At 41.9% G+C, this 16,814-nt stretch carries 15 protein-coding genes; 12 read left to right on the top strand and 3 right to left on the bottom strand.

Features of this window, described 5'->3' with window-relative positions; genetic code table 11:
* Window positions 1-5 precede the first annotated feature (5 nt).
* Window positions 6-3,059, bottom strand: a complete 3,054-nt coding sequence (locus tag OKW21_RS08620) for a SusC/RagA family TonB-linked outer membrane protein (protein ID WP_277479012.1) — start codon at window positions 3,057-3,059, stop codon at window positions 6-8.
* Between the two features lie 910 nt (window positions 3,060-3,969).
* Between OKW21_RS08620 and OKW21_RS08615 the strand changes: the two genes are divergently transcribed.
* The 4 genes from OKW21_RS08615 to OKW21_RS08600 all read left to right on the top strand — a co-directional run bounded on the left by OKW21_RS08615 (window position 3,970) and on the right by OKW21_RS08600 (window position 7,144).
* The gene (locus tag OKW21_RS08615; RefSeq protein WP_277479011.1) at window positions 3,970-4,956 is read left to right on the top strand and encodes an AraC family transcriptional regulator; all 987 of its coding nucleotides are present in this window, start codon (window positions 3,970-3,972) and stop codon (window positions 4,954-4,956) included.
* A 102-nt stretch (window positions 4,957-5,058) separates the two neighbouring features.
* Entirely contained in the window at window positions 5,059-5,430 is a 372-nt protein-coding gene (locus tag OKW21_RS08610) for a DUF6567 family protein (RefSeq protein WP_277479010.1), read from the top strand.
* Window positions 5,431-5,459: 29 nt separating this feature from the next.
* On the top strand, window positions 5,460-6,191 hold the full coding sequence (locus OKW21_RS08605) for a DUF4386 domain-containing protein (RefSeq protein WP_277479009.1): 732 nt from the start codon (window positions 5,460-5,462) through the stop codon (window positions 6,189-6,191).
* Entirely contained in the window at window positions 6,188-7,144 is a 957-nt protein-coding gene (locus tag OKW21_RS08600) for an NAD(P)-dependent alcohol dehydrogenase (RefSeq protein WP_277479008.1), read from the top strand. Before OKW21_RS08605 ends, OKW21_RS08600 begins: the two co-directional genes overlap by 4 nt.
* Window positions 7,145-7,292: 148 nt before the next feature.
* On the opposite strand, the gene OKW21_RS08595 is transcribed toward OKW21_RS08600, so the two are convergent.
* Window positions 7,293-9,179 (bottom strand): alpha-amylase family glycosyl hydrolase, encoded by a 1,887-nt coding sequence (locus OKW21_RS08595; RefSeq protein WP_277479007.1) that lies wholly within the window; start codon window positions 9,177-9,179, stop codon window positions 7,293-7,295.
* Between the two features lie 530 nt (window positions 9,180-9,709).
* On the bottom strand, window positions 9,710-10,066 hold the full coding sequence (locus OKW21_RS08590; RefSeq protein WP_277479006.1) for a SpoIIAA family protein: 357 nt from the start codon (window positions 10,064-10,066) through the stop codon (window positions 9,710-9,712).
* Window positions 10,067-10,255: 189 nt separating this feature from the next.
* Between OKW21_RS08590 and OKW21_RS08585 the strand changes: the two genes are divergently transcribed.
* From OKW21_RS08585 to OKW21_RS32520, 8 genes are all read left to right on the top strand, one after another.
* The gene (locus tag OKW21_RS08585; protein ID WP_277479005.1) at window positions 10,256-11,998 is read left to right on the top strand and encodes a sensor histidine kinase; all 1,743 of its coding nucleotides are present in this window, start codon (window positions 10,256-10,258) and stop codon (window positions 11,996-11,998) included.
* Window positions 11,991-13,052: a response regulator gene (locus OKW21_RS08580; RefSeq protein WP_277479004.1), complete on the top strand. Its 1,062-nt coding sequence runs from the start codon at window positions 11,991-11,993 to the stop codon at window positions 13,050-13,052. Before OKW21_RS08585 ends, OKW21_RS08580 begins: the two co-directional genes overlap by 8 nt.
* 146 nt (window positions 13,053-13,198) lie before the next feature.
* Window positions 13,199-13,687 (top strand): hypothetical protein, encoded by a 489-nt coding sequence (locus OKW21_RS08575; protein WP_277479003.1) that lies wholly within the window; start codon window positions 13,199-13,201, stop codon window positions 13,685-13,687.
* A gap of 103 nt (window positions 13,688-13,790) precedes the next feature.
* Window positions 13,791-14,183, top strand: a complete 393-nt coding sequence (locus OKW21_RS08570) for a GreA/GreB family elongation factor (RefSeq protein ID WP_277479002.1) — start codon at window positions 13,791-13,793, stop codon at window positions 14,181-14,183.
* A gap of 90 nt (window positions 14,184-14,273) precedes the next feature.
* Window positions 14,274-14,777 (top strand): rod shape-determining protein, encoded by a 504-nt coding sequence (locus OKW21_RS08565; RefSeq protein ID WP_277479001.1) that lies wholly within the window; start codon window positions 14,274-14,276, stop codon window positions 14,775-14,777.
* Complete coding sequence (locus OKW21_RS08560) at window positions 14,758-15,306, top strand: rod shape-determining protein (RefSeq protein ID WP_277479000.1); 549 nt, start codon at window positions 14,758-14,760, stop codon at window positions 15,304-15,306. Before OKW21_RS08565 ends, OKW21_RS08560 begins: the two co-directional genes overlap by 20 nt.
* 362 nt (window positions 15,307-15,668) lie before the next feature.
* Window positions 15,669-16,280 carry an HdeD family acid-resistance protein gene (locus OKW21_RS08555; protein WP_277478999.1) on the top strand — a complete coding sequence of 204 codons (612 nt, stop codon included), beginning with the start codon at window positions 15,669-15,671 and terminating at the stop codon, window positions 16,278-16,280.
* A gap of 124 nt (window positions 16,281-16,404) precedes the next feature.
* Window positions 16,405-16,674 carry an RrF2 family transcriptional regulator gene (locus OKW21_RS32520; RefSeq protein WP_338130035.1) on the top strand — a complete coding sequence of 90 codons (270 nt, stop codon included), beginning with the start codon at window positions 16,405-16,407 and terminating at the stop codon, window positions 16,672-16,674.
* Window positions 16,675-16,814: the final 140 nt, after the last annotated feature.

Here is a 16,814-nt window from a genome sequence, read left to right as displayed (position 1 = left end):
ATTTTCTAGAATGATACGTTTAGTCCAATTAAGATTGTCCTTGCCCGGGGGTAAGTGAAATAGTCAATGCCGAAGGTCTGCACATCACTAATCGCACTACCCGTATTAACCTCAGGATCAAAGCCGGTATAATCTGTAATCACGAACAGGTTTTGGCCGGTCAATGAAAGGCGAATATTATTAATCGCGTCTCCCAGCCCAAGATTTGCCGGTGTAAGCGAATAAGACAAAGTCGCGTTATTTAACCTTAAGAAGTCACCAGTTTCCAGATAGCGGGTAGATACCTCATTGGAATTGGAAATGATTTCATTTGGGTATTGTACCGCGAAATCAGTAGCATTAAAATTTGAAGACAACCGTCCTTTGTTGAACAGGGACATGGCTGTATGATTGTATATCTTATTACCAGCGACACCATTGAAGTTCAGTCCCAGGTTAAAGCCTCTGTACTTAAAGTCTAAGTGAAAACCATAGTTGATATCTGCCAGGGCAGTTCCCACGACCTTTCTGTCATTCTCCAAACTTTGACCATCTTCCACTACATCTACAAATTCGTTGAGGCCATCCTCTCCTATACCGATGAACTCTTTCATATAAAATGCACCTATGGGTTCATTATTAATGTAGCCATTGATCGTAGCCCCTGTCTGTCCGGCCCCCTGTGCGGCCCCACTGGTCAGAACCGTGTAGGGAGAGTTGACTACTTCATTGTTGATGTAGGAGAAGTTTCCTCCGATATTGAAAGTAAAATCACTTCCAGGATCGCTGTAATAATCAAGGGTCAGTTCCAGACCAGAGTTCTTGATCTGCATATCCGGGATGTTTGTCCAGTAAGTATCTGTTGGCTGGATCGGGTCGGCAGGAACAACTTCCAAAAGGATATTTTCTGAAACCTTGTTAAAGTAATCTATCGTACCGCTTAAGCGGAAATTAAACAGTGTGAAGTCAAGTCCTATATCAGTTTGTGTGGAGACCTCCCATTGCAAATCGGGATTCGCGAAGCGCGTATAGATAATCCCATAAGGATAATCGTCCAGCGTATTAGCGTTAGGGTCCAGCGGGTAAGTATCATTTTCAACTCGGCTCTCGGTATAACTTTCCTGGGTAATCTTAGAGGGTATCTCCTGATTTCCTGTTTGCCCCCAACTGGCACGCAGCTTCAGGTTATCAATAATCCGACTAGTAAAAAAGCCTTCTTCTATAATATTCCACCCTACAGCAAAGGAAGGGAAGTAGCCGTATTTATTGTTTTCTCCAAACTTAGAAGAACCATCGGCACGCATGGTTGCTGTCAGTAAATATTTGCTTTGGTAATTATAATCAAACCTACCAAAGAAAGATTGGAGTTCGTTTTCGGTAGCAAATGAGTTCAAAGTCGTAGGTTGCTCTTGGGTGCTAATCTGGTCCTGGTATATGGGTTCAATATCATTGTCAGCAAAGCCAGTCAGATTGAAGCTTTTTTGATGCTCAAACAGCTTTTGGTACGAATGACCAGCCAGGATATTCATGTTATGACCGCCTACATCCAGATTGTAGGTCAGCGTATTTTCTATCAGCTTATTTTCGTTTCGCTTGCTAATGGATGTTAATTCTCCTAATTCACTACCTTCTAATTGTGCATATGGTTCTCTTTGGATATCGCGGGTAGTGGTAGAGTAATCCAGGCCTAAATTCATCTTGTAGGTAAGCCCTTCAATGATCTCAATAGAGGGGGTAATATTCGCCAGGATGCGATTGTTAACGGATTCATCTTTATAGATGTCATAGCGCACCACAGGATTGAGCATGTCTTCTATCTGGGTAGGTTCTCCATCGGAGTAAACCGGTAGTGTAGGATTCAGTTGCAGCATATCAGTCACCATTGGTGTCATATCTGGCCTCAGGTTGTTGGTTTGCGCACCAGTGAATTTATAGGCGATATTCAAGCGGCCGTTCAGGGCTTGCTGGTTCATATTCAGTCGGGCGGAGTAACGTGTCAGGTTACTGTTTTTGAGTACACCTTCCTGATCCTGATAACCTATAGAAGCAAAATATGAAAATTGCTCACTTGCCGCTCCACTTAGGGATAGGTTAATGTTCTGGGACAGGCCTGTCCGAGTCAATTCATCCTGCCAGTCAGTGCTTGCGCCAAAATCCTCAAGACTACCTCCTACGGCCGGCACCTCCCTACGAAACCTATCTGTACTGAATACATCAATTTTATTGGCAACAGATGACCATGCCGTAGATGCGGATAAATCAATCTTTGTATTACCCACTTTACCCTTTTTGGTAGTGATTACCACCACACCGTTGGATGCTCTTGACCCATAGAGCGCGGTAGCGGAAGCATCTTTGAGCACCTCCATACTCTCTATATCGGCAGGATTGATAAAGTTCAATGGATTATTGGCAACGCCAGTAGACGAGTTGTCAAGCACAAAGCCATCCACCACATAGAGGGGGGTTGTTCCTGAGCGTAAACTGCCTACCCCACGGATGACGATATTTTGGGAAGCACCCGGCTCACCGCTGGCATTAGAAACGTTTACACCGGCCACTTTTCCCTGCAATAACTCTCCCGGATTGACTACAACGCCTTTGTTGAATTCTTCCTCATCAACTGATGAAATGGCGCCAGTGATGTCCGACTTCTTTTTCTCCCCATAGGCGATCACTACAATATCCTCCAGCTGCCGGGCATCTGCTGCTAATTGTATGCTAATGTTCGTCTGATTGCTTAGAACCACTTCTTTGGTGACATAACCTACAAAGGAGATTACCAGGACTTCACCTTCGCTGGCATTGATAGTGAATTCACCATCCACATTAGTGATCGTACCCATGGTGGTGCCCTCAATGCTCACTGTTGCGCCCACAAGTGGCTCACCGCTTTCGTCGGTGACAATACCATTAATTTCCGCGATTTCAGGAGTAGAGTTCAGGCTGGAAACTCTCCCGGGAGGAGAGTCTTCGTAGATACCTATTGGCCAAGCAAAAGCAGGTGCTGAGAAAGCTTCATAACAAATAGACGTTATGAAAAAACCCAGACATAAGGATTTTTTGAGATTAAGATTCATGGTATAGTTTAGTTAAGAAGTATAGAATCTGTGTTGTCTAAAAAGCAAAAACCAGCATCATTTTTATTCAATCATTGCGTTGTGAGCAACAGTCAAATTTATTCTGGTTTACCAGTGAATACCTGCTTAGTTAGCGTGCAAATAATGAGGCAATATTACTCTATAGCTTCCTGGATTGAGCAAGTCAGAAAGTTATCTTTATTTTAAGAAAATGTGAATTAATTGTTTCCTCGCATTCATTTTTGAATGAATAGCTTTACGTATTTTCTGACCTGGCAATAATAAAATAGAAATGGATGTTAAGCGTTCAAAATAGACTTTAACAACATTTATCCTAAATCTCTGAAAGGGGAACAGCTCATAAGTAGTTGGTTCTGAAATGAAATGAAAGAACTGAAAACTTACCCTTTGGATAGTAATCATCGGCCCCAATTTTTAATGCTAACGGAACTTCCCGATATATATATTTCAAATAATAATTAATGTAATCAAAATGTGTTAAAAAAACCTCCTCTTTATCTCGTTATTATTAAAATTAATCAAGCGTATGGTAGATTTGTATTTTTGATGAACACTCCCCCTTACACGTCTGGTGCACTAATTTCATCATACAGAGACAGTCCTGAGTATAGGTGTTTTGGAAAGTTTATTGAACTGCTAAAAACACTTTGAGTGGCTAACATTCAATATTTTTATGCAGCAGGATAAACAGATACGCTGATGAAGCAGGGAATACTTTTAACATCAGATTTGAATTCACCACCAGTGTTTTGTTTCATTAAAATTGCTGCCCTGAAAGCCTGGATAACGCAAAGCACATATTGAGATCCTATCCCCTCTTCCTTCTTTTTCGGATAAACATTCTTACTATTTTCAATTATTCGTAAATTATAAACTCCAAATCCGTGCAATGTCTTTTGTTTCACTAAGTATTTATCAAAAAGCCATCCACTTAAGTCAGGAGGAAGGCTTATCTCCGAATCTACTCAAACACCAGCTGAGAAGAAAAGAAATTATGTGTGGAGATAAATATATCCCCATGGAATTGCTTCTTGAAGTATATGAATTGGCGGATCAGCACTTGAAACCTGCATTTGGCTTAAGACAGGGTAAGCAGCTCACTGCAGATGATTACGGTACTTTGGGGCTTTCCTGGAAAACTTGCTGGCGGGCAAAAGACGTACTGGACCGGGCTGAAAGATATATGATACTCGTTACAGATCATGGAGAAGCACGCATAGAAGAAGCGAATGGTACTACAAAACTCAAGTTAATCAGAGATGCTCAACGTAAGGGAATAGAGACAGCCAATGAAGCTACCTTTGTAATGCTTAGTGGCATCATGAGAGAAGTGACCAATAAGGAAATCTATCCTGTAGGAGTTTGCTTTAAACATACGATTGAAGAGGCTAAGCCATTTGTTGATTTTTTCAGATGTCCTGTTCGCTTCGGACAGGAAGAAAACGCCATTCAGTTTAGTACCTCAGCTATCGATATCCCTACAGTAAAAGCCGACAAGAGTATTCATCGTTTTTTACTTGAACGTCTGGATGAAGAAAAAAAAGGAATTTATGCGAACGCTGACCGGCTATTGGGTGAGTTGTACAAGCTCATTGAAGAGGCACTTCCCAGTGGAATCCCCAGTGTTATTCAAATGGCTGAATACCTGGGGATGAGTGCCAGAACGCTCAAAAGAAGGCTGGCGGAGAAAGGCCTGTCGTTTAGAGAGTTGGTACAGAATATTCAGCGGGAAGTGGCTGTAGCCCTGTTGAGGAACTCCAGACAATCCATAAGTGAAATAGCCTTCCTGACTGGCTTCTCAGAACAAAGTGCGTTTAATCGCGCGTTCAAGCGCTGGCTGGGGCAATCTCCGGCAGATTACCGGAAAAACCTCTGAGATATCCTTTCTGGCCTCAAATGTCAAACCTTTGGCACAGACGGTCAAGCAATTGCTAATCCAGCCTCGCAATTTTACTCCTGAACAAAACACAGTAGTAAAATGAAAAAGACAACAAAAATAATCATGAGCCTGATACTTATCGTCGGGCTGAGCTCATGCGGAGTGAACAAAGCCTGGGTTTTCAACCAGAACCAGAACACGACACAAGTACAACTAGGCAGAAACAACTTCAAGCAGGTAAGCCAGGTTAGCGGAAGCGCTGAAGTCAGTTATGTATTGATTTTTGGAAGTGCAAACAAGAAACAATTGTATGCCACTGCCTATGCAGACATGCTGAAAAACGCGGAGCTGAATGCAGGTTCAAGATCGCTCACGAATGTGCTTACCGAAGAACACATAGGCGGTGTACCTCCATTTTACTATAAGCGAACCGTGACGGTAAGTGCCAGGCTCATTGAGTTTACTGAATAAGCCATTAAATCTTCTAAACCAACCTGATTATGAAAAATCAAATATCAAGACCGGAGCACAAAAATCTGCTAAGATTAACTGGCCTGTTGTACTTACTGGTGATCATTTGTGCCGGATTCAGCCAGGGCTATGTACGAGGCACAGTGGTAGTTCCCTCGGATGCAGGGGCTACTGCTACCAACATCTTGTCCAATGAGGGATTATTCCGTTTGGGTTTGCTAACTGATCTGCTTGCCTTCCTGCTGGATGGGGTTATCTCTGTATTGCTTTATCAGATTTTCAAGCCTTACAACAAAACCCTGGCGATGGTCTCATCCACATTCCGCTTACTGGCGCATCCGGCGATCGCCAGCCTGAACTTACTCAACCATTACCTGGCGCTGGAAGTCCTGGGAGGAGAAGCCTTTCTAGAAGTTTTCACTACCCCGCAACTTCACGCTATGAGTCTGTTTTTCATGGAGGCCCATCAGTATGGCTACCTGATTGCCGGGGCATTTTTTGGCGTGCATTGCTTTTTGCTGGGCGTGTTAATCTATCAAGCTGACATAATTCCCAATTTGCTTGGTGGATTACTGATCGGCTCTGCAGCGGGTTATCTGATGGAAACTTTCGGTGACTTTAGCTTTCCAGGAAATGAAGCCTGGCTGGTACTGGTGGTTGGAATCACTGCAGCAGTGGGAGAAGTTAGCCTTAGCTTGTACTTACTACTGAAAGGAAAGGCAAAGTCGTATAATAATAACGTCAAAATTACTACCTCATGAAAGCGATTGTTTATGAAAAGTATGGCTCTCCTGACCTGCTTGAATTAAGAGAAGTAAAGCGTCCGGAGCCCCGCCCCCATGAGGTACTCATCAAGGTACTGGCCGCCGCTGTCAATAAAGCGGACTGGCATTTGCTGAGAGGTGAACCTTTACCGATACGTTTGATGGCCGGTTTATTCAAGCCAAAGCATAAAATACCTGGCGCTGATGTTGCCGGCATCGTGGAGAGAGTGGGCAGTAAAATTACTCACTTTCGTCCGGGGGATGAAGTTTTTGGGGATTTGTCAGGAAGTGGGTTCGGAAGTTTTGCCGAGTATGTGAGCACTGATGAAAAGTGCTTGGCAAAAAAGCCATCAAAACTTAGCTACGAAGAATCAGCGGCATTGCCCATGGCGGCTGTAACTGCCCTACAAGGACTTCTCGACCAGGGAAGGGTAGAGGAAGGCCAGGAAGTACTGATCAATGGTGCCTCAGGTGGTGTGGGCAGCTACGCCATTCAGCTTGCCAAAGCATATGGTGCGCACGTTACCGCTGTGAGCAGTACTGCCAAAGTGGAAATTGCCTATCAATTGGGAGCAGACGAGGTCATTGATTATAAGCTCCATGATTTTATCAAAGACAGCAAGCAGTACGACCTGATCTTTGATGTCGTAGGAAACCGTTCTCCTAAAGAGATTGAGCGGGTACTTAAACCAGGAGGCACTTACGTTAGCTGTGCTTTCTCCCTGGGCGCACTCTTGTTGGGACCATGGAAATATTTGACTGAAAGGAAAAAAATGATCAACCTACTGGCCAGCACTAATCCTGCGAGCCTCCAACGGATCAGCAAACTGGTAGAGGAAGAAAAGCTGAGGCCGGTGATTGACAAGTCCTTTACACTAGATGATGTACCAGAGGCATTACGGATCATAGGCAGAGGACAAGCTGCCGGAAAGTTGGTCATCGCCGTATAGGCAAGGCTGCTAAAATGCTCGCATTAAAGGCCTCAGCCAGTGTAAAATAACTCAGAATTACTTATAGCATCACCATTATCATATGCAAAAAGCTGCTTAAAAATACGTGCTTAACTCCTGACAGCATTTATCTGGCTTTCTGCTGCGATCACTGATAAATGACAAAGCCTGCGGCCGGAACGGTGAGCAAAACCGCCTTACCATTGCGTGCTTCAATATTTAGTTGAGAACCAATCTGGTTTGCGTCGGTGGAGTAGATACATGTTAGCATATCTCCTTCCGCATGCAAGCCATTGTCAATGGTAACCCAGGCGGTTTTAGCCTGGAAATAGTCTGTGTTGATAGCCATCAGCACCTCTTGTTTATTAAAGATACGTGACCAGGGGACGACGGAACGAATTTCTTTGCCGACCATCTGAGGAAGGCCAAAGTTGATGCCATCTCCTGAGATAGGCCGTAAAAACTGGCGCCCACGCCTGATCACTATACTTTCTTTGCGTATTGTGAGAATTTTCGCCAGCTCCTGATAGGTATGACTTTGCTCATTGAAGAAATGCCGTCCCTTAGTCTGAAAAGCGCCGAAATCACCCCCAAACATAGACTCTCTGATAAAGCGATCATTGCGTCCGTGCCCGTCAAAGGCCTGCTCGGAGCCATAGTAGATGCAGGGAATGCCCATAGTCATCGCATTAAAAGCCAGAGCGTTTAATATCATCCGGAAATTTTCGTGCTGCCCGGGGCCTTCATCATAGCAGAAACGGGCCTTGTTTTGTCCTTTCCGCACCTGGTCATGATCATCAAAGGAGGTCACCACTTTATCTCTAAACCATACGTGAGATTCTTTTTGTACCAGTAAAGAGTTACGAAATAATTTGAAATAATCATCAGGGTTACGAAAGCCTTTCACCAGGTATTCCAGTTTATCGGGGATATCGTTAATTCCCAGGGCCGCATTCATCCCTACTTCTTCCAGCGTTCTGAATGCATTCACCCGTCCGCCGGTAATTTCGGCAATAAGGTAAAAATTTTCTTTTCCGATACTTTGGGTAAATTCATGTATGGCTGAGGTGAAAAGGCGGCTTGCCCCATCATCCATATGCTTTACAGTATCCACACGAAACCCATCAATATCTGCCAGCGCAATCCAGAACTTGTAAACCTCACACAGATTGAGCAATGCAGCAGATTCCTGATAATAGTCTACTGGCCCCTGCCCTAGCCTGATATCTTTGAGCGTGAAAAAATCTCCTTCGCGAAACTCAGGATCAAAGTCAAAGTTACGAATCACCCCACGGCGACTAAATGTGGCCGGCTCCTGAAACTCAAGCGGCCAGATGGCTCCGTCGGGAAATTCTGAGGCTGGCACAGGTCCAAACGGTAATGTGAGATTCCCGTCACGGTCTTTAAAACCTTCCACCTCATAGGTAGTACCATCTATTTGCCAGCAGGCTTCTTTTCCGATGACATTGTCATGATCATCTTTGATCTCACAGCGAAACGATTCGGGGCGATAGGCAAACACATCTCCGCTATGGTTCAGAATAATATCCAGGATAACGCGTATCCCATGTGTATGTGCGGTTTTCACCATAGAAATCAAATCTTCACGAGTGCCGAAACGGGGATCTACATCCAGGAAGTTTTGTATGCCATAGCCATGGTAGGTGTGCTGAGAGACCAGCTGTTTAAAAATGGGGCTGATCCAGATAGCAGTGACTCCAAGCCGCTTAAGATAACCTATTTTTGACTCAAGCCCCCTCAGTGTGCCTCCGACAAATTTACTTCCTGCCTCCACCCATGCTTTTCTGTCTTCATCTGTCCGTGTGGCATTTCCTCTATCTTCCGGCTGAAATAAAGGAGTAGTCCCTGGATTTACCAATTGTCCGTCGTTATCCAGATAACCTTTCTCATTTTTGTCAGAGAATCTGTCCAGCATCATAAAATAAAGCACTTCATCTTCCCAGGCATTGGGGGAAGGAAAAAACTTTTTATTGAGCAAGGTACCAAAGTCAATATCCTTTATCCGCTGTTCCATGATGTTTACAAATGCTATGTATTATGTCATAAAAATTCTTCATTTCTCCTTACAATGTAAATACCCAAACATAAGTATTTATCGGTATGCCAAACGAAAGCTATCAACTTAAACATGTCATAAGTTTTTGTTATGCTTAGTATCGTATTTACTCAGCTAATTTTTTTTAGTGTCTGTTCTTGTATGGGATGATTACTCCAGTATCCGTAGGCGATGGCTTTGGGGCTTATGATACGATAGGGAAAATACTTGAATACTTAACGCCTTTCGCTTCCACCTGCCACCCCTTTCCGCTGGAGAGCCTAATTAATGCGCTTTAGACAGTAAAAATTAAAATTGCACCTGGGTCTTTACAAATTATGCTTTACGATAGGAAGTCTTTTAATACCTTTTTTAAAAATAAGAAAACCCGAAATTACTTCGGGTTTTTTCAGCTAGCTGATGAAGGAACTACAAAAAATATCATTTGCAATAAGTTGAATCATTGTTCTTCATACTGCAACTCACTAACTAAACCTGGATTAAAAGCATCACTCCTCTATCCATCTACCAGCCTTATCTTTTTCTGAAAAATGAAAGCTCTTCAATTGTATCGTACTGACTATACTGCTGTATTGAGCGGCCTGTTTAAGCCAGTCTTTTATGGTTATGATTACTGCTTTTTCAAAGCATTCCAAATCTCCAAAATTATATTCCAGTTCTTCAATCAATGTATCCAGAGAAAAGCCGTAGGCATCAACATATTCTACATAAAGCCTTACTTTTGCATAAGACTTCAGTTTTTCTCTTAATTCAATAAGTACAGGTTTTAAATCCACTTCACTGACTGTTCCATCTATCCGAAAGCCAATGATGTCATCCCTATGGGTTGTGATTGATTCTACCATAGTAAAAAATTATTAAAGTAGGTACATTTTGTACGTAAACTGGTTATAGAAAAAATATGAATAGCATTACTTACAAAGTAAACAGGCTACTATACAACATACAATGATGTAAGTCGCTCATTTTTTATGATTAAAATCATTTTATTCTCATCGGTCTGTAGTTATTCTATCACTTTAACATTTAAATGAATGCACCTTAAGTCTGACTTTGAAATTGTGAAAAATAACCTTCAGAAAAATATATCTCAGCATACCCCTGTAGAGGAGTTACTGACACAGATCATCAAATGGATAGAAAAGCAATCTGATGAGTTTGTGCTTTCCATACTCGTAGCAAATCATGCTAACGATCAATGGCAAATCGCTGCTGCTCCTTCATTATCATCTGATTTGGTAGAGCTTATCAAGCTTGTTGTATTCAAGCAATTGCCTGAAATCAAGAGTAATTCATCTTTTGAGCCGATCAGCAAAAAAATTATCTGGAAAGACAGTAAACATCCCTCTCCTAATGGCTGGTGGGTCACGCCTATTCATTCCCGGATGAACGGAAAACTCTTAGGCGCGTTCCTGTTATTTTTCAAAGATTACAGATCACCGAAAACGAATGAGATTTCACTGATCATCAACGGGGTGGACTGGGCAGCTACCGTAATTGAGCAAAAAATGTCAGTAGATGCGATTCTCTCTCCCGAAGTCAAACAGCAATCGTATACCGAAGAGCTGGAACGAAAGGTAAAGGAGCGTACCCGGGAATTAACCGCTATGGTCAAAAAGCTGGTAGAAACCAACTTATCCCTGCAATATCAGATCCATGAAACCCGGCAGGCGGATGCACAGGCGAAGAAAAACTATGCTTTATACGTGGCCATTGCCCGCTACTTTCCCAAGGTGATGATAGTGGTCATCAATCGTGATTATCGGATCGTATTTCTGGACGGGGAAGAATTACGAAAGATAGCTTTGAATAAAGAGAAGGTGGAAGGGCTTTCTGTAAAAGAGGTTGAGAATTTTTCTTCTGAATGGAAGAAACAAATGATAAGCTATGCACAAAAAACCTTTGAGGGAGGACATCATTCTTACGAGATCAAACATAAGACCAATAGCTATAAGGTCAACACTATGCCCTTGGATGAAGGGCAGGCGGATGTTAATCTGGTGATGTTCGTGTTTACCAATGTTTCCGAGCAGAAGAGTACGGAAAAAAAAATGCTGAAAGCGCTGAAGAAGGAAAAAGAACTGAGTGAGCTGAAATCCCGCTTTGTTTCCATGGCTTCTCATGAGTTCAGAACACCTTTGAGCACCATTTTGTCTTCTGCTAACCTGATCGCCCGCCTGAATGAGCCTGGAAAGGAAGAAAAGAGGCTAAAAAATGTAGAACGTATTAAATCCAGTGTAAAAAACCTGATAGATATCCTCAACGAGTTCCTGTCTTTAGGAAGGCTGGAAGAGGGAGCCCTGCAGATGAAGAAAGAAGTCTTTGACCTTATGGAGTTTATGGAAATTATTGTTCAGGAATTGCAACATGTACAAAAGCCGGGACAGGAAGTGAGGCTCACCTCTGACCAGGAGAGCATACATGTCAATCTGGATAAGCAGTTTACCCGGAATGTTTTTCTTAACCTTTTGTCCAATGCCCTTAAATATTCTCCCCAAAATAAACCCGTGGATTTGATGATCAGCACAAAAGATACATCGCTTACTGTGAAGATCAAGGATCAGGGAATAGGTATCCCGGAAGACGAACAACAGAATTTGTTCAACCTTTTTTTCAGGGCACGTAATGTCACCAATATAGAAGGCACAGGATTAGGCTTACCTATCGTGAAGAAATACATAGAGCTTATGAAGGGTGAAATTACTTTTGATAGCAAAATAGAGCAGGGCTCAACTTTTACAATAACACTACCTTTAGACCAGGAAGAAAATGCATAAAATAGTACTGATAGAAGATAATGCTGATGTCAGAGAAACCACCGCCGATATTCTTGAATTGGCGAACTATGAGGTAATCACTGCTGAAAGCGGAAAGCTAGGCATAGAAAAGGCCACCGAGCATCAACCTGACCTGATCATCTGCGATATTATGATGCCCGGCCTGGATGGTTATGGTGTATTGCACATCCTCAGCAAAAAACCGGAAACTGCCAGTATTCCTTTTATTTTCCTCACTGCCAAGGCAGAAAAAGATGATGTGCGCAAAGGAATGAACCTGGGAGCAGATGACTATCTGACCAAGCCTTTTGAGGAAATGGAATTGCTTAATGCTGTAGAAAGCCGGCTACGTAAAAACGAAGTGCTTAAAAAAGAGTATTCTAAGAATATCCATGGGCTTAATGAGTTTTACACGGAAGCCAGTGAGTTTAAAGAACTGAAAGACCTTTCAAAAAAAAGGAAGATCAAGGCCTACAAAAAGAAAAAGAATATTTTTCAGGAAGGCAGTAAGGCAGAAGCACTCTATTTCTTAAGCAAAGGGAAGATCAAGACTTTCAAGACTACTGAAGATGGTAAGGAGTTCATTACCGGCATCTTTCAGGAAGGTGACTTCTTTGGGCTTATGCCTTTGCTGAGCGAAATAGAAACCTATACCGAAACTGCCGTAGCTATGGAAGAGGCTGAAGTTTGTCTCATTCCTCAGGAGGATTTCTTCAAGTTTCTCTATAGCAACCGTAGCGTAGCCAACAAATTTATCAAAATGCTTTCCAACAATCTGATGGAAAGAGAGGAGCAACTGCTACAAGTATCTTACTTTTCAGTAAGGCAAAGGGTGGCCGAAGTACTCTTAAGAGTAAGTGAACCATCCTCCAAGCAAGCTAACACCTTGCCCGAAGTTACTTTAACCAGAGAAGATCTTGCCGGACTGATCGGAACGGTGAAAGAAACAGTGATCAGAACACTGGCAGACTTCAAAGAGGAGGGGCTTATTGCTATTGATCGCAAAAAGATTACCATTCTGGACAAGGATCGCTTAACAAAAGTAAAAACATAATCATCCATTTTTACCACCAGCCCAGCTGGTTCGCCGATTGGCTTTTGGTGACATTAATCATCTCTTTCTTCAAACATAGATCATTTTAGCTCAGCTTAATTAGCTTTTTCTTTATCCCATCAAAAGTTTTTTTGTAAACACTAAAGATGAATAAGGAGCTTTCAAATGATCGTCTGGCGCATAAGTGGAAGATACATCTGTACCTCAGGGTGTGCAATACGCTTGCTGAAGGTGAAGAGTCCACCAGAAAGCTGAAAAACCGTCATCCTCCCCTGGAGCACCTTTCAGTCATGGGTAAAGTGGGCGGTTTTACAGCAATGGATTTCCGACAGGCTTCGGCATGCTTTGCTCATCTGACGTCTGCAAAAATTCATATCCTGGATATTTCAGGTATCGGAGAAATTTTCGTTGCGGGTTCTTTATCTTCTCTTTTATTAGAAAAAATTGATGGCAAAGCCCTGGGATCATTGGAAGGAGGCCTAACAGGAATCCTAAATGGTTATGGCTTGAGCCATAAAAAAACCGCCTACTATCTGGAGCAGTTGCGCAATGGTAAGCTGGTAGTTATCGGATGGGAATACGCTTCTCTCTTGAATAACCATAACCGTTTTATTTCAGCCGGAGCCGACAAATAATTAGAGAAACTTCATTTAAGAGAATAGCCCCAGGCAAAGGCTTGTACCCAAGCAGCCCTCCGCATTCCACAACAGATTTATTACAAAGAAAATAGTGTATAAGATGTCAAAAAAGATTGTAGTCACCGAAAGAGATTATGATTTGATCTCAAAATTTGTCAATTACCATCCTAAAAATCTATCCAGTTATTCGTATTCAAGACTTCTGGAAGAACTGAAAGAAGCCAATATTGTCGCCGGCGATAAAATACCGGAAGGTGTAATTGGGCTGAATTCGGAAGTTACATTGTATGAGAACACGCTTGGGAAAGAGGTTAAGATAACTTTAGTAGTACCCAGCAAAGTGAACCCTAAAAACAATATGATTTCAATTTTCTCCCCATTGGGCGTAGCGCTAATTGGATATCATGAAGGAGACGTGGTGGAATGGGAAGTGCACGGAACAGTAAGGAAGTATCAGGTGCTAGAGGTCATTAATCCCGGAAATAACGCATAGCGTTAAGTAAGATTAACATGAACTGTATTATATCTCCTGCAGTGCTCATTCTACTGACGTACAGGTTTTTTAATATCAATTACCACATATATGTTTAACATCAGCAGCTTAAAAAGGGGAAATAGTCTGGGAATAGACTTAGGGAACAGTAATACGATTTTTACTGAGAAAGAGGAACAATATTTCTCTCACCCTTCCTTCATTGCATTGCATAAAAATAACAAAGCAGTGAAAGCGGTGGGCCAGGAAGCCTATGATATGCTGGGCAAAGCCAGTGAGCAGTTTAAAATTGTAAAGCCTCTAAAAGGCGGGGTGATCATGGATTACGATTCGGCCAATTGCATGGTAAAGTCATTCATCAAAAATCTCTATTTGAGACCTTCCTTTTTTTATGGCTTAGATAATGTGGTAGCAGGGATTCCGTATGATACTACTGAAGTGGAACGAAGGGCGCTACGTGATGTATTAGAGCAATTCAAGGCTCATCGGAAATACCTTATCTTTGAACCCATCGCTGCTGCCATCGGCATGGGGCTGGACATTCAGGAGGCTGATGGTAAATTTTTGGTAGACATTGGGGGCGGGAGTAACTGAAATTGCGGTCATCTCCCTGTCTGGTGTAGTCTCTCATCAATCTACCAAAATAGCAGGGGACACTTTTGACGAGGATATTCAAAATTACTTCAGAAAGCAATATAATATGTCTATCGGGAGCAAGGTAGCGGAACAACTCAAGATCAATGTAGGTGCTGCAATAGACGTACCAGATGATGTTCCCGATGCCTGTAACGTAATAGGAAAAAATCTGATGAGTGGGCTTCCGGTGAGCATACGGATAAACCACACTGAGGTAGCAGACATTTTGAATGGAACCATTGTCAAGATAGAAGACGCTATCCTACAGGCACTAGAGGAGTGTGAGCCGGAACTTGCAGGTGACATTTATGGCAATGGAATTCACCTGACGGGTGGAGGCTCACTGCTCAGAGGTCTTAAGCAAAGGCTGGAAGGCAAAACCAGGCTTCATGTGCATCATCATACTGATGCTCTACATGCTGTAATCAAAGGTATAGGCACTGTTTTGAAATCGCCGGATACATACAAAGCTGTGTTGTTTCCTTGATTAACCTTAGACACTTGCGCATACCTTTGCCATTGATATTTATCACTCGTACATGAAAGACTATAATCAGCTTCCTATTTTGTCTGGGGAAAAAATTCATGAACAACAGATGATCAAATACCAAATTGCCAAATTTTCCATACCATACCTGCTGTACCACTTCCTGATTATTTGGCTTATATCATTCGTAGATAAGTAGTGTTTTCCAGTGACAAAAGTCATCATTTTCGTATGATATCTATCGTTTTACATCAGGCCACGCATTACTAAATTGTGAAATAGAACGTTGCCTTAATATGCAAAATTCTTCTTTGGAGATTACAAATAACCTTTTTCATGAACCAACATTAAAGGTGAATCATATGACACTGGAAAGACAATTCATAAAAAACAAAAGCGGCCTTATATACAGAGGAGTTGGCGCTATCACCTTTGGACTGGTAGCCTTACGTTATCCGGGAGATGAAATTTATGCATTAGCATTTCCATTTGGCGTACTCCTGCTTATCAGTGGATTGATCAATATCATCAGGTATTTAAGCCTTAGAATTAACAAATCAGCTAGCATATTCTCACCTATTGGAAAAGGAGCGATAGAAGTAATTATTGGTAGTATAAGTCTTTTCACCGCTGTTGTACAAATTAATCTTCTTTGGGAACTGATTGCGTTTTGGATCATTACAACAGGCGTTTTTCAAATTCTCATTTTTAGCAGAATCAAGCATATTATCAAGGAGTGGAAGGTTATGGTAGGCTTAGGCAATCTTGCCGTAATCTTTGGTGCCAGTATGCTGGCAAATAACTCATTAAATATGATTGTTCCCACCTATGAGCTTGCCATTTTTACCATATTTTACGGACTTTGTTTTATCTATATTTATTTCAGGCTCCAGGAAAAAAGTAAGTATCTCAGAGATAAGCCGGTTAAATTCATTGAATATAAAACGAAAGCCTTCTATGAAAAGATGGGGTAATAGTAATCCACTGAAACGATTGTATGTAAAAAGAACAGGGTGGGTTTATATCATTAAAAATAATATCGGATAAATTTGTCCGATATAGATAAGAACTTTAGCTTAGGCTCAAATTTGAGAGTGTATGTTCCCTAAAGCTTGTGAATATGGTATCAGAGCAACAATATATGTTGCTGAACAATCTCTTGACGATAAAAGAGTAAGCCTGATGGCGATTGCTCATGAAATAGGGTCGCCACTGGCGTTTACTGCTAAAATACTTCAACATTTGGTAAAGCATAAAATTATGCATTCAGCCATGGGGCCAAGTGGAGGGTTTCAAATTGAAAAAAAGCAAATTAATCAAATCAGTCTTAGTCAAATCGTAGATGCTATTGATGGAAACGCTATGTAAAGGCTGTGGTTTAGGCTTAGTCACATGTAATGTCGCTAAGTCCTGTCCGGTACATGACAAATTTGCCAGCATCAGAAATGAGCTTCAATACATGCTGAATCATACAAGTTTATTTGAACTAACTACAGGCTTACATACTG

Source organism: Catalinimonas alkaloidigena (genome assembly GCF_029504655.1).
Lineage (GTDB): Bacteria > Bacteroidota > Bacteroidia > Cytophagales > Cyclobacteriaceae > Catalinimonas > Catalinimonas alkaloidigena.
The sequence above is the reverse complement of the archived record's forward strand: the minus strand, read 5'-3'. Positions and strand labels throughout refer to the sequence as shown.